General features: G+C 66.8%; 18 protein-coding genes. 5 read left to right on the top strand and 13 right to left on the bottom strand.

Annotated elements, in window-relative coordinates; translation table 11 throughout:
- The first annotated feature begins 69 nt into the window (after positions 1-69).
- The gene (locus tag ACVCAG_RS12685) at positions 70-720 is read left to right on the top strand and encodes a Uma2 family endonuclease (protein ID WP_447189860.1); all 651 of its coding nucleotides are present in this window, start codon (positions 70-72) and stop codon (positions 718-720) included.
- 58 nt (positions 721-778) lie between these two features.
- Here ACVCAG_RS12685 and ACVCAG_RS12680 read toward each other — a convergent pair whose 3' ends face one another.
- From ACVCAG_RS12680 to ACVCAG_RS12660, 5 genes are all read right to left on the bottom strand, one after another.
- Positions 779-1,447, bottom strand: coding sequence for an NUDIX hydrolase (locus ACVCAG_RS12680; protein WP_362834754.1), 669 nt, complete (start codon positions 1,445-1,447; stop codon positions 779-781).
- A gap of 19 nt (positions 1,448-1,466) precedes the next feature.
- Positions 1,467-3,314: a DUF4434 domain-containing protein gene (locus tag ACVCAG_RS12675; protein WP_440083773.1), complete on the bottom strand. Its 1,848-nt coding sequence runs from the start codon at positions 3,312-3,314 to the stop codon at positions 1,467-1,469.
- A gap of 78 nt (positions 3,315-3,392) precedes the next feature.
- Positions 3,393-4,481: a glycosyltransferase gene (locus ACVCAG_RS12670; RefSeq protein ID WP_440083772.1), complete on the bottom strand. Its 1,089-nt coding sequence runs from the start codon at positions 4,479-4,481 to the stop codon at positions 3,393-3,395.
- Positions 4,482-4,500: 19 nt separating this feature from the next.
- Positions 4,501-5,766, bottom strand: coding sequence for a nucleotide sugar dehydrogenase (locus tag ACVCAG_RS12665; RefSeq protein WP_447189859.1), 1,266 nt, complete (start codon positions 5,764-5,766; stop codon positions 4,501-4,503).
- A 129-nt stretch (positions 5,767-5,895) separates the two neighbouring features.
- Entirely contained in the window at positions 5,896-7,773 is a 1,878-nt protein-coding gene (locus ACVCAG_RS12660) for a glycosyltransferase (RefSeq protein ID WP_440083770.1), read from the bottom strand.
- A gap of 401 nt (positions 7,774-8,174) precedes the next feature.
- Between ACVCAG_RS12660 and wecB the strand changes: the two genes are divergently transcribed.
- Positions 8,175-9,344 (top strand): non-hydrolyzing UDP-N-acetylglucosamine 2-epimerase, encoded by a 1,170-nt coding sequence (gene wecB / locus ACVCAG_RS12655; RefSeq protein ID WP_447189858.1) that lies wholly within the window; start codon positions 8,175-8,177, stop codon positions 9,342-9,344.
- 63 nt (positions 9,345-9,407) lie between these two features.
- Complete coding sequence (locus tag ACVCAG_RS12650) at positions 9,408-11,465, top strand: glycosyltransferase family protein (RefSeq protein WP_447189857.1); 2,058 nt, start codon at positions 9,408-9,410, stop codon at positions 11,463-11,465.
- 407 nt (positions 11,466-11,872) lie between these two features.
- Here the strand turns inward: ACVCAG_RS12650 and ACVCAG_RS12645 are convergent, their stop codons facing one another.
- Positions 11,873-12,421 carry an ATP-binding protein gene (locus tag ACVCAG_RS12645; protein ID WP_447189856.1) on the bottom strand — a complete coding sequence of 183 codons (549 nt, stop codon included), beginning with the start codon at positions 12,419-12,421 and terminating at the stop codon, positions 11,873-11,875.
- Complete coding sequence (locus ACVCAG_RS12640) at positions 12,357-12,644, bottom strand: hypothetical protein (RefSeq protein ID WP_447189855.1); 288 nt, start codon at positions 12,642-12,644, stop codon at positions 12,357-12,359. Before ACVCAG_RS12640 ends, ACVCAG_RS12645 begins: the two co-directional genes overlap by 65 nt.
- Positions 12,645-12,815: 171 nt before the next feature.
- On the opposite strand from ACVCAG_RS12640, the gene ACVCAG_RS12635 reads away from it, so the two are divergent.
- On the top strand, positions 12,816-13,664 hold the full coding sequence (locus ACVCAG_RS12635; RefSeq protein ID WP_447189854.1) for a helix-turn-helix domain-containing protein: 849 nt from the start codon (positions 12,816-12,818) through the stop codon (positions 13,662-13,664).
- A 9-nt stretch (positions 13,665-13,673) separates the two neighbouring features.
- The gene (locus tag ACVCAG_RS12630; RefSeq protein WP_447189853.1) at positions 13,674-13,877 is read left to right on the top strand and encodes a DUF397 domain-containing protein; all 204 of its coding nucleotides are present in this window, start codon (positions 13,674-13,676) and stop codon (positions 13,875-13,877) included.
- A gap of 148 nt (positions 13,878-14,025) precedes the next feature.
- Here ACVCAG_RS12630 and ACVCAG_RS12625 read toward each other — a convergent pair whose 3' ends face one another.
- The 6 genes from ACVCAG_RS12625 to ACVCAG_RS12600 form a co-directional block, all read right to left on the bottom strand.
- Positions 14,026-14,805, bottom strand: coding sequence for a M48 family metallopeptidase (locus ACVCAG_RS12625; protein ID WP_447189852.1), 780 nt, complete (start codon positions 14,803-14,805; stop codon positions 14,026-14,028).
- Between the two features lie 5 nt (positions 14,806-14,810).
- Entirely contained in the window at positions 14,811-18,341 is a 3,531-nt protein-coding gene (locus tag ACVCAG_RS12620) for a type I restriction endonuclease subunit R (RefSeq protein WP_447189851.1), read from the bottom strand.
- Positions 18,342-18,488: 147 nt separating this feature from the next.
- A complete protein-coding gene (locus tag ACVCAG_RS12615) occupies positions 18,489-19,655 on the bottom strand; it encodes a restriction endonuclease subunit S (RefSeq protein WP_447189850.1) in 1,167 nt (388 codons plus the stop codon).
- On the bottom strand, positions 19,645-22,230 hold the full coding sequence (locus ACVCAG_RS12610; protein ID WP_447189849.1) for an N-6 DNA methylase: 2,586 nt from the start codon (positions 22,228-22,230) through the stop codon (positions 19,645-19,647). The genes ACVCAG_RS12615 and ACVCAG_RS12610 overlap by 11 nt, the downstream gene beginning before the upstream one ends.
- Positions 22,231-22,314: 84 nt before the next feature.
- Positions 22,315-22,980, bottom strand: coding sequence for an RloB family protein (locus ACVCAG_RS12605; RefSeq protein WP_447189848.1), 666 nt, complete (start codon positions 22,978-22,980; stop codon positions 22,315-22,317).
- Positions 22,977-24,221 carry an AAA family ATPase gene (locus ACVCAG_RS12600; RefSeq protein WP_447189847.1) on the bottom strand — a complete coding sequence of 415 codons (1,245 nt, stop codon included), beginning with the start codon at positions 24,219-24,221 and terminating at the stop codon, positions 22,977-22,979. Before ACVCAG_RS12600 ends, ACVCAG_RS12605 begins: the two co-directional genes overlap by 4 nt.
- Between the last annotated feature and the right edge of the window lie 8 nt (positions 24,222-24,229).

Raw genomic sequence — 24,229 nt, 5'->3', positions numbered from 1 at the left:
ATGAGCAGCGGGCGGATGGGGCATCCTGTAACACTGGAGGTGAGAGGCGTGCCCGACCGGGAGGACGACATGAGCATCGCACCGCTGGCCGAGAGGCCGAGCGCCGAGGCGCCGAACACCGAGGCGGACGAGACGGGGTCGCCCGAGCTGGAGCCGCTGCCCAGTTGGGTGTTTCCCCCCGAAGAGGGCTTCTCGGCCGAGGACCTCGACCGGCTTCGAGGGATCCCTCCCCACACGGAACTCGTCGATGGCACTCTCGTCTTCGTGAGCCCCCAGACCAACTTCCACATGTCGACGCTCTTTCTCCTGGAGAGCGCGCTACGTCGGACCGTTCCGGCCGACCTGCGCGTTCGCAGGGAGATGACGATGACGCTCGGAAAGCGGCAACGTCCCGAGCCGGACCTCCTGGTGGTCCACGCCGAAGCCGTGAAGGATCCGAAGCAGACCACCTACCAGCCGGCCGACGTCGTCCTCGCCGTCGAGGTCGTCTCCGCCGAGTCGGAGATCCGCGACCGGGAGCGCAAGCCGGTCCTGTACGCCCAGGCGGGCATCGGCCACTTCTGGCGGATCGAGGAGAAGGACGGCCGCCCGGTCGTCTACGTCTACGAGCTGGACCCGGCCACCAAGGCCTACGCGCTCATGGGGATCCACCACGACCGGCTGAAGCTCAGCGTCCCGTTCGACGTCGACGTCGACCTGACGGAGATCGACGACCTCTGATCGGCGGCGAGGCCCCACGGCTCACGACAGCGGGGCTCCGGCGACGGCGGGGAACCGGCTACTCCTTGAGGGAGCGGAGCATCGGGGGGTGCAGCGCCACGGCGGGGCCGCGGCGGTAGAGCTTGGCGGGGCGGCCGCCGTCGCGGGTGGTGGTGCCGCCGGTGGGCACCAGGAAGCCCTCGGCCTTGGTGACCTTCCGGTGGAAGTTGCGCGGGTCGAGGGGGCGGCCCCAGACGATCTCGTAGACCCGGCGCAGCTCGGCGACGGTGAACTCCGGCGGGCAGAAGGCCGCGCCCAGCGGGGTGTACTCCAGCTTGGCGCGGGCCCGTTCGATCCCGTCGACCATGATGCGCCGGTGGTCGAAGGCCATCTCGCGCAGCAGCGCGGAGACCGGCTGCCAGCTCATGTGCGCCTCGGTGGAGGTCGGCAGGTGCGGGGCGAGACCGAGGTAGGCCACGCTCAGCACGCGCTGGCGCGGGTCGCGGTCGGGGTAGCCGTAGGTCTGGAGCTGCTCCAGGTGCACGGGGGCACCCGGCAGGCCCGCCCGTTCCGCGAGGACCCGGGCCGCGGCCGCGGGCAGGTCCTCGTCGAGCTGGATGAAACCGCCTGACAGGGCCCAGCGTCCCTCGTACGGCGGGTTGTCACGCCGCCAGACGAGCGCGCTCAGCACCTGGCGGCGCACCGTGAGGACGACAAGGTCCACGCTGACGGGAATGCGCGGCACCATGGCAGGCACGTTACACCGGTCAGACCCGCACGCGGACGTGCAGCGGCTCGGTGGCGGCGCGTCCGTCGGCCGCCGCGACCGAGACCTGGACCCAGGTGTCGTCCGGCACCTTGGACCAGTCGAACGGGATCCACGCCGTGCTCATCCGCACCGGCAGGTCCGGCGGCGGCTCGGTCAGGTTCACCCCGGCCACGTCGACGACGTGGGGCTCCTCCTGGCCCTTCCAGGTGAGCGTGATCTTGGAGCCCATGGGGATGTTGTAGCCGCGGATCTCCACGCCGTCCTGGATGTCGCGCGGCATGCGGATCGCGTCGGCCGCGATGGGCCGGTCGTGGTCGCGGGCGATCTCCTCGGCGAGGGACGGGGAGCCGCAGGTGTAGAAGTCGCTCCACATGTAGGAGACGATCTTGGAGACGTAGCGCCCGACCTGTGCCACGGCCGTGTCGAGCCGCTCCTTGTCGGTGCGCCCCCGCTCGGAACCCGCGGCGCACCGCTCCTCGCCGGTCGGCTCGAAGGCCTCGACGTTGGCCCAGAGCTGCACGTTGAAACCCTGCTCGACCATCCTGGTCCTGGCCAGGGACATCTCGCGATAGTAGTCGCGGGTCGAGCCGTGGTACGCGTCGCCGTTGGTCTTCTCGTCGACGACCGAGCGCAGCCGCTCGTCGACCTCGTCCTCGCGCTGGTCGGGCCAGAACAGCCCGACCTTGCCGGTACCCCGGCTGTCCTGCGGGGCGATGATCCCGACGCCGGTCCTGACGAGGGCCTCGAAGCCCCTGGCGACCTGCTTGGGGGTGGCGCTGAACGGCCGCTCCTTGCGGGCGTCGAGGTAGGGGCTGACGAGGACGGGCCTGCCGGGCATCTCCTGCTCGACGATCTCGTGCTGCGAGGCGTAGACCCTGAGCGTCGGGTGGTCGGCCTCGGAGTCCCCGATGTACTTCATCTCGCGCATCTGCAGCTCGAACGGCTGGTAGAAACCGCCCAGCGACTCCCGGTCCTGGAAGCGCGCCCCGTAGTCCTGCATGATCCGCCGGGTGAGCGTGGTGAGCGTGTCGGTGCCCTGCTTGGCGGCCCGGGTCTTCTGCGCCGGGTCGCGGGGGGCGAGCGGCAGCGCGGGGTAGACCTTCACCCCGAACCGGTCGCCGAGGTCGAGCAACTCGGTGAGGCTGTCCTCGTGCGCGGCCGCGACCAGGATCACGTGATAGCCGCGTCCCTTGGCCCGGATGTTCTCGCAGCTCGCGTCGTCGGTGCCGTCGTCGGTGGCGACGATCCGGTAGAAGACGGTCTTCTCCGTGACGATCTTCCGCTCGAACTCGGGGCAGCGGAACAGGTCGGGACCGAACGCCTCGTCGGTGCGGTAGACGAACGTCCAGCTCACCCGGTTGCCGGGGTTGGCGGCCTTGAGGTCGTTCTCCGCCGCCAGCGCGCACGGCACCCCGTCCTCCTCGCACGGCTCGTAGCGGGCGTCGACGTTCCCCTCGCCGTCGAGGATCCGGCCGTCGTCGTCGACGTTGCGCGCCTGCAGGCCCCAGCCGATCCGGATCACCGTGTCGCCGCCCACCTCGTGGATCGCGCCGAACTGCCGGCGCCAGGTGCAGTGGTCGGCGGTCGGGATCAGCCAGTAGCCGGTGATCGCGTACGGCCAGCGCATCGTCGTGTCGAACGTTCCACACGGGTCGGTGAACTCGGCCACCTCCGGCACCGGGACCGAGGGGGAGGCGGAGGGCGACGAGGACGACGAGGACGAGGGCGAGGCCGCGAGCGACGAGCTCCCCGCCGTCGGGGAGCCGTTCCCGACGGGGGTGGTCACCACGAACGCCGCCACCCCTGCGAGGATCGCCACGCCCAGGAAAGCGATGAGCCAGCGCACGTTCAGGACACTACCGTTCTTGTGATCAGGCAGACATAAGGAGCCGGGCGGGCGGCGGGGGACCCGCCGTACCGGAGGTCAGCTCTTGACGCCCGCCCACGCCTCCAGCTGAGAGACGAAACGGCGGGCCGAGTTGGGCCAGTGGTGGTTCGCACGAGCCGCCGCATACCCTCGGGCGCCCCGGCCATACCGCTCCCTGGCGTCGTCTCGCAGGAAGAGCACCGCCTGGGCCACGGCCTTGGGGTCCTGCCAGGGCACGACGATGCCGCTGTCGTAGCGTTCGACCAGTTCCACCGCACGAGGCGAGGGGGTGGTGATCACCGGGATGCCGTGTGCCATGTACTCCACGATCTTCGTGGGCATGGAGTGCCGGTAGTTGGGCTCGTCGTGCAGCAGGGAGAGCCCCGCCAGCGCGCCGTCGAGCCGCTTGAGAGCCTCGTCGTTCGGCATGAAGTCGCGCCACTCCAGCACGCCCTCCGCGACCGCCTCGTTCAGCGTCGGCCGCGACTGCGGGTCGGCGTAGCCGATCAGCTCGACCGCCACCCGGTACGGCTGGAGCAGCCGGGCCACCTCGATGGCCTCGCGCACCCCGCGCGCGCCCGACAGCCAGCCGAGGTAGACGACCCGGTCGTCACCCGGCGGGGTCACCTCGTCGGGCACCCAGGTCTCGTTGGGCACCACCAGGTGGGTCTGGCGGAACCGTCCGGCGTAGGCGGTCTCGGCGAGCAGCAGGTGCAGGTGCCGCTCGGCCGTGCCTTCGAGCAGGCGGGCCAGGAACCGCACCGGCGGGCGCAGGAACGCGGGCAGCCAGGGCTTCAGCGACAGCGTCGCCGGGGTGTCCTCGTGGACGTCCCAGACCACCGGGGGCCGCTTGCGCATGCCCACCACCGCGAGCAGCAGCTCAGGGTCGTGGATGACCACGAGGTCGACCTGCCCGCGCATGCGCTTGAACACCTTGCGCGCGGCGCGCACGGCCGCGAACCGCTTGCGCTCGGCGGCGCGGGGGAGGTCGACGCCGTTCACCCAGGAGCGGGCCATCACGCCCCGCGCCGTGTACGGGGCCGCATACGTGACCTCATGACCGGCGTCCACGAGCGCGCGGATCTGCCGGTGCAGGATCCGGGCGTCCTCGGGGTGATGCACCACCGTCATGACGAGCACGTGCACTGCGCGCAGCCCTCCGTCGCTAGAGCCGCTCGACGCGTTCACCCTCGGCGAGCACGCCTCGGGTGTCGAGCACGAGCTTGCCTTGGTCCTCGACGATCGACAGGTCGAAGGCGGCGTGCTGCTGCAGCAGCAGCGTCACGTCGGCTTCGGCCACTGCCGTGGCGAGGTCTTCCTCACGCGGCACCTCGACGTCGTCGACGCGCCATTCCTTGACGTACGGGTCGGCGAAGACGAGCTCCGCGCCCAGTTCCAGCAGCGCCCGCGCGACCGGCAGGGCCGGGGTCTCGCGCTCGTCGGCGATGTCGGGCTTGTACGTGACACCGAGCAGCAGCACCTTCGAGCCGCTGACGGGCTTGCGCTGCCGGTTGAGCAGGCGCTGCACGCGGGCCACCACGTACGACGGCATCCGCTCGTTGATCTCCTGGGCCAGCTCGACGAAGCGGAACGGGTAGCCCAGCTTGCGCACCGTGTAGGAGAGGTAGGACGGGTCGACGGGGATGCAGTGCCCGCCGACGCCGGGCCCGGGGAGGAACTTCTGGAACCCGAACGGCTTGGTGGCCGCGGCCTCGATCGACTCCCAGAGGTCGACGCCGAGCTCGTCACAGAAGATCGCCATCTCGTTGACGAGGGCGATGTTGACGTGGCGGTAGGTGTTCTCCAGGAGCTTGGCCATCTCGGCCTCGCGGGTGCCGCTGACCGGCACGACCTGCTCGATGAACTGCGAGTAGAACCCGACCGCGCGGTCCTTGCAGGCCGGGGTGTAGCCGCCGACGACCTTCGGGGTGTTGCGCAGGCCGTACTTGGGGTTGCCCGGGTCGATGCGCTCGGGCGAGAAGGCGAGGTGGAAGTCGGTGCCCGCGGCCAGGCCCGAGCCCTTCTCCAGGATGGGCCGCGCGACCTCGTCGGTGGTGCCGGGCCAGGTGGTGGACTCCAGGACCACCAGCGAGCCGGCCCGCAGGTTGCGGGCGACGGTGCCGGTGGCACCCTCGACCGCCGACAGGTCGGGGCGGTGGTCCTCGTCCAGCGGGGTCGGCACGCAGATGACGATGGTCCGGCTGTCGGCCAGGACCGATTCGTCCAGCGTGGCGGTGAAGCCCCCCGCCAGCATGTGCTCAAGGTCGGCGTCGGTCAGGTCGTCGATGTAGGACGTGCCCGCGTTGAGGGCCTCGACCTTGACGGGGTCGACCTCGAAGCCGACGACCCGCAGACCAGCCGCCGTGGCCTCCTTGGCCAGGGGCATGCCGACGTAGCCCAGACCGATGATGGCCAGGTCGTAGGCAGTCACTGGATGACCTTGGAACGCCGGAAACAACACTTCATGGTCGCAAAGGCTATCTCAAGTCCGAACGAGCTACGCCTAATGCGATTGAACGCATCGCAAACGACTGGGATCCCCGTTACCAACACGAGACCATCAACCAGCAATCGATCGGTAAATATCACGGTAAGTCTCCGCGATGCGGCTCCACGTACGCTTCGCCGCCACCTCGGCCCGTCCGGCCTCACCCATCTCGGCCCTTCGCTCCGGATCGTCACGCAGCCCGGCGATCGCCTTGGCCAGCGCCTCGGGGTCTCCCGCGGGCACCAGAAGCCCGGCCCCTTCGGAGCCCACGAGCTCGGAGAGGGCGGGCAGGTCGCTCAGCACGACCGGCTTGCCGAGGGCCATCGCCTCGACGGGTTTCAATGGCGTAACGAGTCGGCAGACGCGCAGGTCCTCACGGGGACAGACGAAGATGTCGATCGCCGCCTGCGCCTGCAGGGCCTCGTCGGGGCCGACCCGTCCCGGCAGGATCGCGATGTCGCCCAGTCCCAGCTCCTCGACCTGTTCGAGCAGCGCCGCCCGCTCCACGCCGTCGCCGACGAGCAGCACCCTGACCGGCGCGCCCTCGTCCCGCAGGAGCGCGGCCGCGTTGATCATGGTGGCGAAGCCCTCGTAGGCCACGATGCTCGACACCGAGCCCATCACGATCTCGCCGGGTTCGATGCCGTACGCGGCGCGGAACGCCGCACCGTCGTACTCGGCGCTGAGCAGCGAGTCGTCCACCGCGTTCGGCGCGAGATAGATCTTCTCCCTCGGTACCCCGCGCTCGACGATCTCGGTGGCCATGGTCTCCGCGAGGGTGACCACGGCGTCGGCGGAGCGCATGATGAACGCCTCGCGGTCGCGCTGGAGCACGTGCCGCTGGCTGCCGATGCGCTTGGGGTCGCGGGAGGCCCAGGTCTCCTCCAGGAAGCCCCGCACCTCGTAGACCATCGGCGTGCCGGTGCGCTCGCGCACGGCCAGCGCCACCGATCCGTTGCGGTGGTCGGTCGCGGCGTGCAGCACCTGCGGTCGCAGCGTCCTGACCAGCTCGGTCACCTCTCCGGCGCCGCGGATCATCCGCCCGTGGCTCTCGAACGGCACCTCGCCGCTCGGGATCAGCCGGTGGTAGGGGATGCCGTCGATCTCCTCGTACGGCGTCGCGTCGGCGTGCCCCTGCATCATCGGCCAGCCCCAGCTGGTCACGACGTGCGGGTCGAGCCCGGCGGCCTTCTGCGAGGTGACGATGCGGTGGGTGCGGACGGTGTATCCGGCCTGCGTGTACGGCAGCGCGTTGGTCACGCAGTGCAGCACCCGGCCCTGGAACCGCTCGCCCACGATCACCTTCGCCTTGGGCGGGATCGGGTTCGGCTGGATCGCGGCCAGCTCACCGGCGTAGTAGGCGTGCCGGCGCTTGATGAAGGGATAGCGCGTGTGGGCCTGCAGCACCGCGGCGGCCTCGCTCATCCGGCCGGAGTCGAAGTGCTCCTTCGCCTCACTCCATGGGCCCTTCACCAGGCGCATGCCGAGCTTGCGTACGACGATCTTGGCGCGTCGCGCGACGGGCCAGGCGAACCGGCCCACGACGGGGCGGACACTCGGCGGGAGCGTCTCGGCCGCCGCCTGCGCCACGCGTACCGGGTCGGACTTCACCTTGGTCGCCACGACCCGGGAGACGATGACCGGGTGCTGGACGAAGCCCCTGATCAGCCCGCGCAGTCCCGCTCTGGCCGACTTCGCCGACACCGGGGCCGCCGGAGGCGTGGACGACGCCGGGAGCGACGCGGGGACCTTCTCCTCGTCCTCGTCCGAGGGCCTCGCCGTGACCGCGGGCATGTCGGAGACCGGGACCGCGTCCGGGCCTCCGGCCGCGTCCGGGCTTCCGTGCGGGTCCGCGGCGGGAGCCGGAGTCGTCTCCGCAGCCTGGGTCGCGTCCGCGACCGGGGGCGTCTCCGCGCTCGGCGGGGGCGGCGGCTCCGTGGGCGTGTCCACGGCGGGCTCCTCCACGACCGGAGTCGTCTCCTGGACGGAGGGTGCCTCCGGCTCGGAGGGTGCCTCCGACGCGGCGGGTGTCTCCGGCTCGGAAGATGCCTTCGGCGCCGCAGGTGTCTCGGACGGCTCCGGACTCGGAGGCGTCACCGGCTCCGCGGATGCGGAAGACACGGCGGGCGGAGGGGTCACCGAAGCGGAGGGCTCGACGGCGGGGGTCTCAACGGCCGGAGGCGTCACCGAGGGGGATGGTGTCGCCGGCACCGAGGATGTCGCCGGACCCGGGGGCTTCGCCGGAACCTTCGCTGGAACCGAGGGGGAGTCTGGCCTGTTGGCATCGGATACCACGCCGTGACCGTACCATAGGCAACGTTTGCCCCACTGCCGCATGAAAGGCGAGGTCAATGAGGGACTTTGCCCGTCCGGGCGCTGCTCAGGGCCCCGATAATCCCCTCGTCCTGCACGTGCTCGGCGCGCGTCCCAACTTCGTGAAGGCCGCGCCCGTGGTGCGCGCGCTCACCGAACTCGGGGTGCGACAGGGCATCGTCCACACCGGTCAGCACTACGACGCGCTCATGTCGGACGTGTTCTTCGCCGACCTCGGTCTCCCCGAGCCGATCGCCAACCTCGGCGTCGGTTCCGGCTCGCACGCCCGCCAGACGGCGGCGCTGCTGGTCGGCCTGGAGGACGTGGTGCTCGAGCACCGTCCCACGCTGGTCGTCGTCTACGGCGACGTGAACTCGACGCTGGCCGCGATCCTCGTCTGCGCCAAGCTCCACGTGCCGACCGCGCACGTGGAGGCGGGCCTGCGTTCCTTCGACCGGGAGATGCCCGAGGAGGTGAACCGGGTCGTCACCGACGGCCTGTCCGACATCCTCTTCGCCACCTCGCCGGACGCGCTCTCCCACCTGGCCGCCGAGGGCGTCGACCCGGCCCGGGTGCACCTCGTCGGCAACCCGATGATCGACAGCCTGTTCTCCGCGCTCGACCACCTCGACCCCGTCCCGGTCCGCTCCCGGCTCGGCATTCCCGAGCGGTACGCGGTGGCCACCCTGCACCGTCCCGGCAACGTCGACGACCCGGCCTCCGCCAAGGAACTGGTCGACGCCGTGCTGTCGGTGAGCGAGCGCCTCCCGGTCGTGGTGCCGCTGCACCCGCGCGGCCGGACCCGTCTGGCGGAGGCCGGACTGGTGAACGGGGAGAACCTCCGCATCGTCGACCCGCTGGGCTACGTGGACTTCCTGTCACTGGTGCGGGGCGCGACGCTGGTCGTCACCGACTCCGGCGGCGTGCAGGAGGAGACGACCATGCTGGGCGTCCCCTGCCTCACGGTGCGGCCCAACACCGAGCGGCCGATCACCATCACGCACGGCACCAACCGGCTCGTCACCCCCGCGCAGCTGCCCGCCGCGGCCGATCGCGCGCTGGCGGACGGCGCGGCGACGCCGTCGGGCGAGCTGCCCCCGCTCTGGGACGGCAAGGCCGGTCCCCGGATCGCCCGGGTGATCGAGAGCTGGCTGCGCGGCGGCAACCTCTCACCGGCCGGACAATCGGTATCGCCCAAATCCCTTTAAAACTACTTTTTCGGTACGGCTATGGTCGTACGCTGGCACGACCCCTGACAAAGGCGATTCCCCATGAGCGATGAGACCCCAGAAGAGCCGAAGTTCCAGCGTCTCGGGCCGATCAACTGGCTGCCCGAGGAGCGCAAGGTCGTCGAGCGCCTCGAGGAGCGCGTCCAGGACCTGGAGCGGCGGCTCGCCATCGCCGAGGCGCGGGCCGACTACGCGCAGTGGAAGCTGGAGTCGACCAAGGTGCAGCGCCCCTACCGGGTGGCCGAGGCACTGACGGCGGCCAAGGGGCCGGGGGTCACCGCGCTGCCGGGCAGGCTGCGCTCCGCGATGCAGGCCCGCAAGGGCCCCAAGCCGCCCCGCCCGGTGGCCGAGGTGATCGAGGAGCTCAAGCACCAGGGGCCCGTGGTCGACGTGCCGCAGGTCAAGTGGCCCGCCGGTCCGATCGTCCGCCCCGACATGAAGGTCGCGGTCATCCTGGACGACTTCTCCCGGATGGCGTTCAAGTACGAGTGGGACCAGATCGAGTTCGGGCTCCGCGACTGGCCGGAGATCTTCGCCGAGCGCCGGCCGGAGCTGTTGTTCGTGGAGTCGGCCTGGCACGGCAACCAGGGCCGCTGGCGCTACCAGATGACCGGCACGAAGGCCCCCAAGCCCGAGCTGCTCGCCCTGATCGACTGGTGCCGCGCCGAGGGGATCCCCACGGTCTTCTGGAACAAGGAGGACCCGCCGAACTTCGACTTCTTCATCGACACGGCCAAGCTGTTCGACTACGTCTTCACCTGCGACGGCGACATGGTCCCCCGCTACCGCGAGGTGCTGGGCCACGACCGGGTCGACGTCCTGCAGTTCGCCGCGCAGCCCCGGGTGCACAACCCCATCCAGGACAAGCGCGGGCGCGTGAACGACGTGGTCTTCGCGGGGATGTACTTCAGGGACAAGCACCCCGAGCGCCGCGAGCAGATGGAAACCGTCATCGCTCCGATCCGCGAGCTCGGGCTGCACATCTTCGCCCGCAACGGCACCGTTGACGAGAAGTACGCCTGGCCGAAGGAGTACGTCCCGCACATCGTGGGCGAGCTGCCGTACGACCAGATGCTGGCCGCGTACAAGATGTACAAGGTCTTCCTCAACGTGAACTCGGTGCTCGACTCGCCGACCATGTGCGCCCGCCGCGTCTTCGAGCTGTCGGCCTGCTCGACGTCGATCGTCTCCGGCTGGTCCCGGGCCATCGAGGAGACCTTCGGGTCGCTGATCCCGATCGCCCGCGACGAGCTTGAGTCGTACAACCAGGTCCTGCACCTGATCAACAGCCCCGAGCTGCGCGCCCGCCAGGGGCACCTGGCCATGCGCGAGGTCTTCGACAAGCACCTGTTCTCGCACCGCGTGGACCAGATCCTGGGGATCCTCGGCAGGCCGGTGCAGCAGCGGACCCGGTCGATCTCGGTGGTCCTGCCCACCAACCGCGCCTCCCAGATCGAGCACGCGATCTCCTCGGTGGCCCGGCAGATACACCGGCCCGTCCAGCTCGTCATGGTCCTGCACGGCCTCGACATCGACCCCGTCGTCGTCGCCGACAAGGCCCGGATGGCCGGGATCACCGACGTCGTGGTCCTGCCCGCCGACGAGTCGCTGTCGCTGGGCGCCTGCCTCAACATGGGCATCGCCGCCACCGAGGGCGAGCTGATCGCCAAGATGGACGACGACAACCTGTACGGCGAGCACTACCTGTCCGACCTGGCCCGCGCCTTCGACTACTCCGACGCCGAGCTCGTCGGCAAGGGCGCGCACTACGCCTACTTCGAGGGCAGCAACACCACCATGCTGCGCCTGCCCGGGCTGGAGCACCGGTACGCCTTCCTGGTGCAGGGCGGCACCTTCCTCGGCAAGGCCGACATGTTCCGGCACTACGGCTTCGAGGACATCACGCGCGGCGAGGACACCCACCTGGTCCGTCGCCTCAAGGAGGACCGCGTCAAGATCTACTCCGCCGACCGCTTCAACTTCGTCTACTGGCGCAGCGGCGACAAGTCCATGCACACCTGGCAGGCCGACGACATCAAGCTCACCCGCAACGCCCAGTTCTCCTTCGCCGGGCACCCGGAAGCGCACGTCATGATCTGATGTTGTGGAGCGGTTCCCGAAAGTTTTTCTGAGGTATGGGCACGACGGCTGCTCTGCCAGGCTTCCCGGCAGGTAAGAACCGGCGCGTCAGGTGAGTTCGCGCTTCGGTGGGCGGGTGCTCCGGGCGGCCGTCGTTGGTGACCGTCCGGTGCGTCAGGCCTCCGGCCTGGCGGGCGCGCTGGTCACGGATTTTTATAAGCCGCCCGGAACACCCACCCACCTCCGCACACGACTCGTCTCGCCGTACGCCGCGTAGACCGTAGTCGCTTTCTTGCGGGCCGCCCAGTGTGCGCTGGGACGCTGAAGCAATCCGTACGGGGTCGTTCGGTGTTGTTCGCCGTAGCTGAAGCGCCGGTGCGGGAAGGAGCGCAGGGGGCGCTCGCCGGCGCTCGCTCGCCATACGGGGCTCATTCGGTCCTGAGTACGCCGTCGGTCGGCAGGTGGAACCAGACGGCGGTACCCGCCTCGGTGTCGTGGTGAACGCCCCATCCGGTGGCCATCGCCTCCACCAGGAGCAGGCCGCGTCCGCCGTCGCTGTCGGGGGCGGCCGCGCGGACGAACGGGAGGCTGGTCGCCGAGCCGTCGTCGATCACCTCGGCGTGCACCATGCCGGCGCCCAGGCCCAGGCAGACCGTTACCGACCCTCCGGGTGTGTGTCCGGAGTCGGAGTGGACGACGGAGTTGGTCACGACCTCGCTGAGCAGCAGCACCACGTCGTCGAGGGCGGTGTCGGTGACTTTTCCGTTCAGGAGGTGCCGTGCCCAGGCGCGGACGGTCGCGACCGAGCGGGGGGTTCCCGCGAACTCGGCGTGGCCCAGGGGATGCAGTACGGCCCAGCGTTCGAGGCCGTTCGCTGCCGCTCGTACCGGCAGGCCGCCTGCTTGTACGCGTTCACGCGATCGCTTCCGAGACGATGACGTCGGCCGCGTTGTCGGCCTCGGCCCACACCGCCTCACCGGGCCGCCACACCCTGGCCCACCATGGTCGCCAGACGAACACCCACCCGCAGGCGCGGCGGACGACGGTGATGCGGACGCGGGTCTCGCTGCCGGACATGACCTCCAGGACCGGTTGCCCTGTTCGAGGAAGCACCAGCGAGGTGCACAGGCCCAGACCTCGCAGGTCCCAGCCCAGCCTTACCAGGTGAGTGAACTGCTCTTGCGGATCGTGCGCGCTCATGTCGCCGTCCTCCTGTCGTAAGCCACTGCTCGACGGATTACGCTCCGCAGTCATCCTGGACCGTTTCAGTTAAAATCGCAATGCCAACTTTGGGCATTCTCTTATTGAGGTTTCAATGTCTGGTTCGCTCAGATGCCCTACGATCACAACCGGCCACAAGGAGACGCAGCCATGACCGCCAGCAGGCAGAGCCCCACCGTTCGCCGCCGTCGCCTCTCAGGCGAGTTGCGACGCCTGCGCGAAGCGGCGAACATGACCGCCGACTCGGTCGCCGAACGTCTGGAATGGTCACGGGGCAAACTCAGCCGGATCGAGACCGCCCAGTGGCAACGCCCGAACCCTCGCGACGTCCGCGACCTGCTCGATGTTTACGGCGTCACCGATCCCGGCCAACGCGAAGCGATGATCACGCTCGCCAAGGAGTCCCGCCAGCGCGGTTGGTGGACCGCCTACAAAGATGTATTGGCCGGTAGCTACGTCGACCTGGAAGCCGAAGCCTCGGCCATCTCGACCTTCGAACCTCTCGTGATCCCCGGCCTGCTACAGACTCCCGCGTACGTGGCGGAGATCACTCGTGCGGCACTGGTGCGCGACCCTGGCGAGGTCGAACGACGTGTCACGCTGAGACTGGAGCGACAGCGGCTCCTTACCCAAAAGGACTCCCCCCGTTTCTGGGTCGTCATCGACGAAGCCGCCCTCGTCCGTCCTCTCAGCTCACCGCTCGTTTTCCGCGAGCAACTTCAGCGGCTCATCGACACCGAGCCCTTGGAGCACGTCACCATCCAGGTGCTGCCACTTACCGCCGGTCTGCACGCGGGCATGGCAGGTCAGTTCGTCATCATGGAATTCCCCGAGGATCCGAAGATCGTCTACGTAGAGACCGGTACCGATGGCCTTTACCTGGAAAAGCCAGCCGAACTCGCCCGATATACACTGATTTTCCAGCACCTGTGTGCGGCAGCTCTTGCTCCCGACGCATCCCTCGCCTACCTGTCCGACATGCTCGACACGTTGAAGTGAGGTCACTTCATGGACTTCCCCCAAGCCAACTGGCGGAAGAGTTCGCGTAGTCAGGGAACAACGGACAACTGCGTCGAGGTCGCCTTTATCTCGGGCTTGGTCGCTGTCCGCGACTCTAAGGATCCCGGCGGCGCCATGCTCGTCTTCTCACCGGATGACTGGACCGTCTTCCTCGGCCGCGTCAAAACCGGGGACTTCGACACACGCCCCTGACCGCGCGACCGGCCCCTCCAAGGCATAAAGGTGGGAAAATGGCTGCGTCAACGCCACCACCTCGCAAGTCCACACATCCTGCGAGATCATCTCGCGCATGCCTCGCATTGCGGTAACTGTTCTCTAGCAAGATCACCAGCTGTCCGTGCTAGATGATCTCTCCCATCCACATGCGCCGGCCAAGGTCGTCGAGTTCCATGCGGCGCTCCTTGTATTCGGGCAGTGCCTGCCTCAGCAGCCGCCAAAAATGAGCATCGTGTCCGGGGATCCGGGCATGGGCGAGCTCGTGAGCGATTACATAGTCGATCAGGTGCATCGGGAGTTGGAAGAGAGGCCAGCCAAGGCTTATCCGGCCTGGTCCTCGATCTTCTTCCGATTGATACGTTCCCCAGCGGCTGCCTAGGTCACGTACATCCACCACCGGCTCCGGCACGGACATCCGAGCTGCCCAGGGTTGGAGTCGTCCCACCACCCAGGCGTGACCAGCCCGACAGTACCAATCGACCAGTGCGGCTCGGCCACGCGTCGTATCTTCGGCCAGTTCACAGCTCATGATCAGATGTCCGGCCACCAACCGAACCCTGTCGCTCCCTGACTCATCCTCCACGATGGCGAGCCGATACATACGACCGAGGTATCGGAAGATCTCACCCTTTATGAGGCGTTTGGAAGGACTCAGTGGTCGAGCCTGTTCTCGCAGCGCACGTCTGCTTATTAGCCAGGCCCGGTGCGTACGTACGAAATCCTCGGCGTCCGACGTCGACCGTCCTTCCGGAACGTGCAGAGTAAGAGCGGCATCTGCCTCCACCGTCAGCGCGAAGCGCCTGCGTCTGCCGCTGATGCGTACTCGCAACGTCAATCCGTCAACGGCGAGGAGACTGCCGTCCCTCAGCGCTTGCGGAGTGTAGTCGTCGGCGGGTGTGGTCACCCGCCCTATTCTCCCTGGGCCCTCCGCAGGAACTGCGAACGGTTGTCGTTGGCGTACGCCGCCAGGCTCTCCGCGACGGCCTTCAAGGGAGCCCAGTCCACACCTGCAGGTCGGAGGCCACCGCGGAGCAACTCGTTGTTAACAGCATTCGCCAGCGCGCTGATATCCTGGCTCTGGCCTTGATACGCGACACTGCCCATGACGCGTGCGGCTGTGTCGCACACCGTGTTGACCAGCTCTCGTAAGTCCGTTTCCCCGCGGACGACTCCCGGGTTCCCCTCCACCTTCTCCTCGATGAGCCGGTACAACCGCTGTTCCAGCACACTGAGCCCCGCCAGGGCGGGGTCCTCCTCGCTCTCCCTACGGGCCTGCTCGATAAGCGGCCCCAACTCCTCGACCTGCTCCTCGAAGCGTTCGGGAAGTCTTTTCAAGATCTCTTCCAGGCGCTGTGAGAGCCGGATGTACTTCTCCGGATCCTCTCGTCTGACTTGTTCCTCCAGATGGAAGCGGAGCGCGTGACCCATCTCGGCCGCGGCCTCTCGCGCCGGGATGTCCCTGACCATGTTGTCGAAGGCGTCCGAGGTGAGCGAGACCGGCGGGATGACCTGTTCGATCTGTGGACCCTCCAGGTGCGCCGCGATCATCGCCCGGACCTTTCGTCCGTAGCGGCGCAGAGTGAAGGTACCGCCGTCCGCGTCTCGATAAAGCCGCCGAATGCGCTTCTGCAACATCCCCCAACGCCGGGCGTCGGACACGTAGTCCAGGGCGTGCTCGTGGGGCAGTACGCGTTCCAGCGTGTCGAGGAACTCGTGCAGCACCTTGTCGAAGGCGAAGCGGTCCTGCTCGTCCTCGAAGGCCAGGGCCGCTCTGCCTAGCCCGTCAAAGCCGGTGAGATCCGCGTCGGTGACCCTACGACGGCGCAGGAGACCGCGGATCGCCTCGGCCGCTGGATGAAGATTCTCGATCTCCTCGGACAGGCTGCGCATGGTGTCCTCGACGTCGGCCTGCCGGTAGGCATCGAGCGCGTCGGCGAGATGCTCCAGAACACCGTAGTAGTCGACGACGTAGCCAACCTGTTTGCCCGGCATCGGCCGGTTGACCCGCGCGACGGCCTGGAGTAGCTCCGCGTCGCGAATCGGCCGGTCCAAGTAGAGCACCTGTTCACGAGGAGCGTCGAAACCGGTGAGCAACATCGACTTCACGATGAGGAAGGCGACAGGGCTGTCGGGGTGGACCGGGTCGGGGCCGACCGTAGGTTCCGGCCGCCTGGTCGCCTGACTCCGCGACCAGGGATTGTCGCCCGCCCCCCCGTTCGGCCTCTCCTGCGGCGGGTTGAAGGGAACGGCCGCCGTCCAGTCCTGGTCCAGTGGCAACTGGGGAAACGGCTGATGAAAACGGTCGATGTACGCCTTCTGTCGTCCCGCGTCGGTCCAGTGCAACCACTGGCGATACTTGCGCTCCGCTCCCGGGGATATCACCGGCACGAAGTCGACACGACGTAGCAGCGCACGGTGCCGGTAAGCCATGTAGAGATAGCGCGTCCGACTGTCCATCTTCTCCACCGGGCCGACCACCGCCTCCGGATCGAACGTGGCGAGCTCTTCCAGGAGGATGTCCCGTGCCCGCCGCAGAGCGTGGTGATACTGGACGGCCGCCTTCCGGCTGACCGCCGCGACCTGAGCCTTGAACCCGTCCGGCAGCACCCAGCTCACCCAGTGCTCCAGCATGTCCTCGGCCTTGGCCTCGATCATCGGCACAGACTCGGCGACGTCGCGCTCGCGGGGCCAGCGCTTCAGCAGGGCACTACGCTCGTCATCCGTACGGTCGCGGACCAGGTCGTCGAAGTTCCGGTCGAGACCGTCCTTGTCGAAGACCCTGCCCTCGCCGGTGCGCCCCTCGTAGCGGATGCGCACGACGACGCCGTCACGCTCGGCCTCGCTCATCCGGTACTCGTCGAGGAAGCCCCTGCCAGGACCGCCGCTGAAGATCCGCCGGGTGTCCTCCATCCTCCCGGTCATGATCGGCGTACCGGTGAAACCGATCTTCGCCGCGTTGGGAATGGCCTTACGCAGGGCTGCGTGCAGCACGCTGGTGTGCGAACGGTGTGCCTCGTCGACCAGGACCAGGATCGAGGAAGAAGTGTTGCACTCCGGAAAATTTGGCGCCGGTGGGATCGTCTCGGCCTTTCCCTCCCGCCTGGCCTGCTCGGCTGCCTCGTACTCCTCCACCAGGTCGCGATCGTCGTCGTCCTCGGCGGCTTCCGCGGCAAACGCGAGCCCGCTTCCGTACTTCTGGATCATTGCGAAGACGACCCGCCGGCCACCGTCCCGGAGCAATCCTTCCATCTGGGCACGGGTCTTGGCCGTCTGGACGTCGGACTCACTCAGTCTTAGGGTCCGGGAGAGCTGGTCCTGGAGCTGAGTGCGATCGGTGACGACCACGACCATGAATTCGCTGAGTTCGTGGTGCAGATGGATGCGGCGCACCAGGAAGGTCATGGTGAGGCTCTTGCCGGAGCCCTGCGTGTGCCAGATGACCCCGCCGCGCTCGTCGGCGTCCCGTAATCCGCTGCGGACCCGCCCGGTCCGCAACCTCCGTACGGCCTCCTCCGCGGCCCGGTACTGCTGGTGCCGTGCGACGATTTTGACTGTTCGAGGTCCGCCGGATTCGTTCTCAACTGGGAACGGGATGACATAGTGCCGTACGACGTTGAGTAGGGCGGCGGGGCGCAACACAACCCCGACCAGCTTGTGCCGCTCGTTCAACGGGCCGGTCCTGTTCGGTGTCTCCGTTTCGAGTGTCTCCCGGCGTTCCGGCTTCACGCTCCGCCACGGGTGGAAGTGGTCCGGCGTGGAGGTGACCGTGCCAAGGTGCGCGGTATCCGCGGTGGCCGCAACCAGCAGCTGAACGGTGCGAAAGAGTTCCGGGACACCGGTGGGCTCCGGACCGCTTCTGGCGTCCTCCTCATCGGGGAGTGGGTTCCCCGCGTAGTGTCGTAAATCACGCACGGCCCGATCGACGGGGTCGGCGAGATCAGGGCTCTTGCACTCGACGGCGACGAGGGGGATGCCGTTGACGAAGAGGACGAGATCGAGGACCGACACCTCCCCTGAGCGGTTCCGCACGCGAAGCTGGTCGACCACGGTGAAGTCGTTGAGCACGGTTCGGTCCTCGTGCCACTCGATGTACTGCACGGTCGCAGAGGAACCGCCGTGTGCCGCGGACGGGCCTGCCAGCACGAATCCGCTGAGGAGCAGATCGGTGGCATCGAAGTTGGCCTGGACGACACCGCGACCGAGGGAGACGGAGGACAGTTGCTCAACGGACCTCGCCACGTCGGAGTCGTCCATCCACGATCCGCAGCCGGTCGCCTTGAGATTTATCCGGCGCAGGGCGCCCTTCAGTTCCTCGACAAGGAACGGGGTGCCGGCGTCGAGCGTCCCGACCTCCGTACCGGAGGCGTGCGTCCAGCCCATCGCCTCAAGCTGAGCGACGATGGGCCGCTCCACCTCGTTACGCTCGACCTGCACCACCACGTCGTCACACCCTCCGGCCCTCGCCCGCCGCTTCGGTGATCCATTCTGCGCGTTGCGGGGGCGCAAGGGTGAGGGTTCCACCGAAATGGGACACCTGGATGAGACCTAGGGCCCTGTCCCAGCAGGAACGGCGGCGATGCTAGAGGCTCAGACGCTGACGCGACCACTCAACAGATCGTCTACGATTCCCTGCTTGACAGATCCGAGCTTGCCCAATTCTGCGTTTTTATCGCGTATCTGGGTCGAGAAGGAATCCAGGACCCTCAGCAAGTGGTTCTGCTCCTCGAATTCGGGCAATGGTATAGGTATCCCATAGACTGTTGCCGCAGATATTTTCACCATACTCTCAGAAGTACCTTGGGCAAGTGCCCGCACATGCCGACGGACGCGCGTCGACATCAAAACGGCGCCTAGAAATTCCGTCGAACAACGATTTGATGGCCGAATCCTCATCATTAGATCAGGGTAGATACACGGTGTCCCCACATCTCGATATATACCGGCCAGGCCAACGAGCTCCCGCGTATTTGCGCGACTTATAAGCAGATCTCCTTCCCTCAATGTGGCTACGTGATCCGCAGTGACCGACGACGGCGCATTCTTGAGTTGTATAGGATTGAAGCCATAAGGCGTAAGGCATCCTAGACCCAACATTCGTACTCCGGTCCATGCTTCACTCTCTATGGGAGAGTGTCCGTTTCGGATTGGCCCATCTATCGCATCAGACAAAGTGTAGTCCCATACCACCCTTTCTAGTAGAGAGTCCACCGTCGCAGAACTTATGCTGGACAGCTTCGCGATCGATGCTCGGACAGCTTCTTCCTGCCTAGACACCGCATCAATCACCTCAACGATCCGTCGCTGCTCTTCAAGTGGAGGAAGCGGAAAGAAGAAACCAGATAGGTCTTCCCGGTTCACCTTTGGAATTCCAGTGCGCCCTGACAAGCTCTCTACATAACGAGAGAATCGACCACTAAGAAGAATCGGGAGCAGGAAACTTCCAAGAATCTTCTCACTAGGCCTTAGAGGGTACATATCTGCTGAGCAGATTCCCGAGAAATCTGCCAACGCAACCTTGCGAAGAGCGGGTCGAATCTTGCTGAAGACGATATCGCCAGGCCGCACCACATACTTTCCGCTAGTCGCTCCCTGCTCCTCGGCCGTCTCGTATTTTAAGATTCTTCCAGTAGCTTGCTCCACATGGTCTGGAGCAAGCAGGATTTGACTTCGATACGGGTCAACATTTGGGTCAACTTGTCCTGTAGGGAGTGTCACCACATCAGTTAGGCAATGGATCGGCCAGTTATTCCGCATAACCTAGCTCCTTCAGGAAACCATTCAACACCGCCGCCGACCTCTCCCGCGCCGCCTCGATCTGCCGAAATGACATTGCATATTTGTTCTCCCACTTCTGATATGCCTCTGTCAGTTCCCGGCGGCGTCGTACGGTGTGCCCCTCCAGTTTATCCCCCAAATCATCACGGAGCAGATCAAGTACGACCCTGCGTTCGTCCTCCGGGCTGAGCGCCTGCCGGGCTCGGAACAGACGAGGCGGTTCCTCGCCGAGTGTGGGCGGGTCGCTCGGCCACAAGAACCAGAAGTCGGTCTCAAGACGCTTGATCATTGCGGCGGCCTTCGTCCGCGCCTTCTTCACGCGGTCGAGCTCCACTTCCTGCTCCGGGTTCAGAACCTTCTGCTCGTGAGATGAGGTCTTGTCGTTGGTCTCTTCTTCGTCCTCGGACGACTCGGAGTTCAGTTCCTTCCAGCGCGCGTCCAACTCCGCTTTACACGCCTCGGCCTTGGACAGTTCCTTCAGGAAGTCCGGGGCGATAGCGGCGACCACTTTGTGGTCATAGGCCTGGCGCCGCTCGGCGGCCGTCCGGTTGCGCAGTTTTCTCGTCCGCGGGTCCTGCTCTGGGGCGAGCATCGTCTCGACGTTCTCCACCCATCCATCCAGGACTCCCGCGAAACCATTCTCCGAGAGAGCCAGCAGGTCGTACTTCGCCTCGTACCACCAGCCGGCCACCGCGCCCGCGAGCGCGTACCGGTCCAGCAGTCCCTCCTGCCCCAGCTGCTCCACGAACGACTCAATGAGCGAACCACGGACCGCCATCAGTGCCGCTTTGCGTTCCGAGGAGGTCAGGTCGGCAAGACGCTCCGGGGTCGCGGCCACCGCTTCCAGCTGCCGGGCCTCCATCTCCCACCATTTTGCGAACGCTCTCCGCAGTTCTTCTTCGCGCGGGCGGGCCAGCTCGCCCAGCCGGACGGTGTCAGGGCGCCTTCCCTCTGGCATGAAGTCCACATAGTCCGGGTCTACCGGGTTCCGCTCGGCGAAGAGGTCGTTCAGCCCGATCCCGTACGCGTCGAGCAGTTTCTTTCTGCCTTCGATCTCCGCGCGTGGCACTCCGCCCACTAGATGAGCCCGCACATCCTGCGGCTCCGGCGGCGGCGTGTTGTCCATGTAGCGACGAATGTTGAGGTTGTCGCCGTTCTCGCGCAGCGTCTCGCGATTGACAATTCGGGAGAAACCAGGGACCTCGGCGTAGGCGTGAAAGGTTGAAGTGATCTTCTCCGCGTGTTCGGGGAGAAGCACGTTCTGCGCCCGACCCGCGTGATACTCGCGGTCGGCATTGATGAACAGGACCTTGCCCACATGCTTCGGGTCCTTCTTACCCGGCGGGCGCAGCACCAGGATGCAGGCCGGGATGCCGGTGCCATAGAACAGGTTCGGGGCCAGGCCGATGACCGCCTCGATCGCGTCCTCGTTCAAAAGCTTCGTGCGGATCTCCTGCTCGCCGCCGCCGCGGAACAGCACGCCGTGCGGCATGACGGTAGCGACCATGCCGCCGGCTCCCTCACGCTTGGCCATCCAGAGCATGTGCTGGAGGAACATCAGGTCGGCTTTGCCGCGCTCGCTCGTCTTGCCGTACGCCGCGCGCTGGCCAGGAAACATGAGGTCGGAGAGGACGTAGTCCATGGAGAACGGCGGGTTGCTGAGGATCGCGTCGTACCGGTCGGCGTCGGACTGTGGTGGGTGCGCGGGCTCGGCGAGGGTGTCACCGGTCTTCAGATCAAAGCGGCGCACTCCGTGCAGCACCATGTTCATCGTCGACATGATCCACGAGCCGCTGTTGGCGTCCTGACCGGCGAAGAACATGTCCTTGGTGTCCCCGCCATGTTCCTCCACGTACTCCTTGGCGTGGATGAGCATGCCTCCCGAGCCGACGCACGGGTCATAGATGCGCATGCCTTGCCGGGGGCGGACCAGCTCGATCATCATGCGGACCACGTCACGCGGGGTGTAGAACTCGCCGCCCTTACGGCCCGCCGAGTCCGCGAACTCCTTAATCAGGTATTCGTATGCGGCGCCGATCAGGTCGGGGAATTCGAAGTCGTCGGTCCGCAGCCGGACGCGACCGAAGTGCGCGATGAGCAGTTGGAGGCGCTGGTCGGCGAGCTTGGCCGCGGTCGCGGTCGCACCGGAGCCGCCGATGCGGTTGAAGTCGAGATGGTCGAAGAGACCTCTGAGCTTGCTGTTCTGCACTTCGAGTGCCTGGAGGGCAGGACGCAGTCGGTCTTCGTTGATGTTGTGGGTGGCTGAGGAGATCCGCTCCCAGCGGGCGTCCTTCGGGACGAACAGCACGTCACGTTCGTCATAGGGTGCAATCTCTTCTAAAAAGCTCTCTAGCTGCTCCCCGGTGAAACCGAACTCCCGGACGGCATCCTCCCGGACGCGTTCGCGGGCGGCCTCGAACTCATCGTTGGCCCGTTTCAGGAAGAGTAGGCCGAAGATGTAGTCCTTGTACTCGGATGCGTCCATCGTGCCGCGGAGGATGTCCGCTGCGGCAAACAGATGCCGCTCCAGTTGGGCGAGCGTGAGCTTGGCCACCGTACAACTCCCTACGACCCCGATATGACGTAGGAACCCTATGGTGGCAGCACGCGGAAGAGGAAACGATTGCCGCACCGGGCTTCAGTAGGAGGTGATCCCGAGGCCCTGCTCGACGAAGTGGAAGACGTCGGTGTACGGGTCGCGGTTCGGCAGGGACACGTGGTCGCCGTGCTGGGCGTTCATCCGGAGGGCGCGTCGCTTCGCCTCGGTGTAGTGGCCCATGATCTGCTCTGCGTACACCTCCTTGATCTTCCCCACCTCGTTTTTGAAGGGGAGCCTGTCGATCACCAGGCCACACACCTGGTTGAAGGTTCCGGCCACGTCCTTGTGGTGCAGGAGCCGCCACACCTCGAAACAGGGATGCGAGAAGGCGATGCGGACCTTTCCCTGGCGGGCCTGTTTGAAGGCTCGGTCGAGATCTTGGTGGTCGTCCCGGTCGAACAGGCACCAGACTTGGGGGCGGATCTCATCCCTCAGCCGGTTGCGCTCCGCCTCGCGGGTCAGCCTGTGCATGAGCGGTACCGCCGCCTCGACCAGGTCGATCGGCTTGCGCTGGGAACCCCGTGCACCGGCGTTCGCGATGTGCACCTCGACAGGCAGCCTCTGCTCGTCGAGGTGCTGTTTCATGATGTCGATGTACGAAGGCTCGGTGAGCCTGCCTTCGGTGAAGACGTGGACGACCCGGTTGCGCTTGTCGCGCCGTTGTCCGGACGGCCCCAGCGCGTCCTTCCCTCGCGTACGCGTCATTTGGCCTGCTCTGCGGTGTGCCGGTGCTTGTGCAACCGCCGAGCGAATTGTCCCTCCACAACGGAGGGAACCCCGCCGAAGGCACCGGCGAGGTAGGACTCCATCAGGTTCTCGTCCTCTCCCGGCTCGGCGGCGGTCAGGGAATACAGTTCCGTGGCGCCATCCTTGCCCTTCTCCGTCAGCCACACCTGGCCTGGTTCCAGCAGCCGCTCCCCGCTTGGGGTGATGAGCAGCGACGGGTCGTGTGAGGTGAAGACGAGTTGCGCGCCCTTGGGGTTGGCATGCGGATCGTGGAAGAGCCGGACGACCTCGGCGGCGAATCGCGGGTGCAGGCTCGCGTCCAGCTCGTCGACGAGCAGCACGGCGCCCTCATCGAGCGCCAGCAGCAGGGGACCGAGCAGCGCGAACCAGGATCGAGTGCCGAACGACTCGCTCCGCCAGTCGAGGGCAACGTCCTTGGCGGCCGACCGGTGGGTCAGCCGCACCGTCGGCCGATTCTTGCCCTCCTGGACAACCTCTGCGCCGGTGATTCCCAGATCCGCCACCCTCAGCAGTTCGTTGATCCGGCGTGCGCGGCTGCCGGAGAGCTCCTGCAGAGTGAACTCCTCCCGTTGCTCCCGTTCTTCCTCCGGGTTGATGATCCACAGATTGCGGCGGAACCAGTGGAAGAGCGCCGAAAGCTGCGGGTGGTTGTCAGTACCGGCTGTGGACAGCAGCAGCGTGTTGGAACGTGTGCGCTTGGCCAGCTGGGCCCGGTCCTTGATCCGGTTGCCCGGCCATTCGTATACCCCGGCTCGCGAGGCGTCACGGTCGAGCCACACCTGACGGTGACCTCGGGGGTAGCTGTGGATCCACTCGGCCTCGACGCGTTTTGAGCTCAGCTCGAATCCGTACGTCCAGCGCACCTCGTCTAGCACGAGGTCGGCCTCGAAGAAGCTCGGCTCACTCTCGCCTTTGGGATCGAGCGCGTAGGGCTCACGCGGGATTCCCTCGAACGAGGCCCAGCGGGCATAGGAGTTGAGGACTGCCGCACGCATATCGGTCAGCGCGGCCAGAACGTTCGACTTTCCCGAGGCGTTGGCGCCGAAAATGCCGACCAGCGGGAAGACGCCAGCGGAACGACTTCCGCCGAGTGCGGTCTCTCGCGTCACCGCGCTCAGCTCGTGTTCGGAGACGACGAAGGACAGTTCCTGCTCGTCGCGTAACGACCGCACGTTGGCGACACGGAACCGGAGCAGCACGCTGTCCC

The organism is Streptosporangium sp. G12 (assembly GCF_052983175.1).
This window is presented reverse-complemented; position numbering and strand designations above follow the sequence as displayed.

Excerpts from the sequence above, each read along its gene's own strand:
- ACVCAG_RS12605 (WP_447189848.1), bottom strand. The coding sequence starts at position 22,980 with ATGACGCGTACGCGAGGGAAGGACGCGCTGGGGCCGTCCGGACAACGG.
- ACVCAG_RS12680 (WP_362834754.1), bottom strand. The coding sequence starts at position 1,447 with ATGGTGCCGCGCATTCCCGTCAGCGTGGACCTTGTCGTCCTCACGGTG.
- ACVCAG_RS12640 (WP_447189855.1), bottom strand. The coding sequence starts at position 12,644 with ATGAGCGCGCACGATCCGCAAGAGCAGTTCACTCACCTGGTAAGGCTG.
- ACVCAG_RS12630 (WP_447189853.1), top strand. The coding sequence starts at position 13,674 with ATGGACTTCCCCCAAGCCAACTGGCGGAAGAGTTCGCGTAGTCAGGGA.
- ACVCAG_RS12685 (WP_447189860.1), top strand. The coding sequence starts at position 70 with ATGAGCATCGCACCGCTGGCCGAGAGGCCGAGCGCCGAGGCGCCGAAC.
- ACVCAG_RS12615 (WP_447189850.1), bottom strand. The coding sequence starts at position 19,655 with ATGCGGAATAACTGGCCGATCCATTGCCTAACTGATGTGGTGACACTC.
- ACVCAG_RS12650 (WP_447189857.1), top strand. The coding sequence starts at position 9,408 with ATGAGCGATGAGACCCCAGAAGAGCCGAAGTTCCAGCGTCTCGGGCCG.
- wecB (WP_447189858.1), top strand. The coding sequence starts at position 8,175 with ATGAGGGACTTTGCCCGTCCGGGCGCTGCTCAGGGCCCCGATAATCCC.
- ACVCAG_RS12635 (WP_447189854.1), top strand. The coding sequence starts at position 12,816 with ATGACCGCCAGCAGGCAGAGCCCCACCGTTCGCCGCCGTCGCCTCTCA.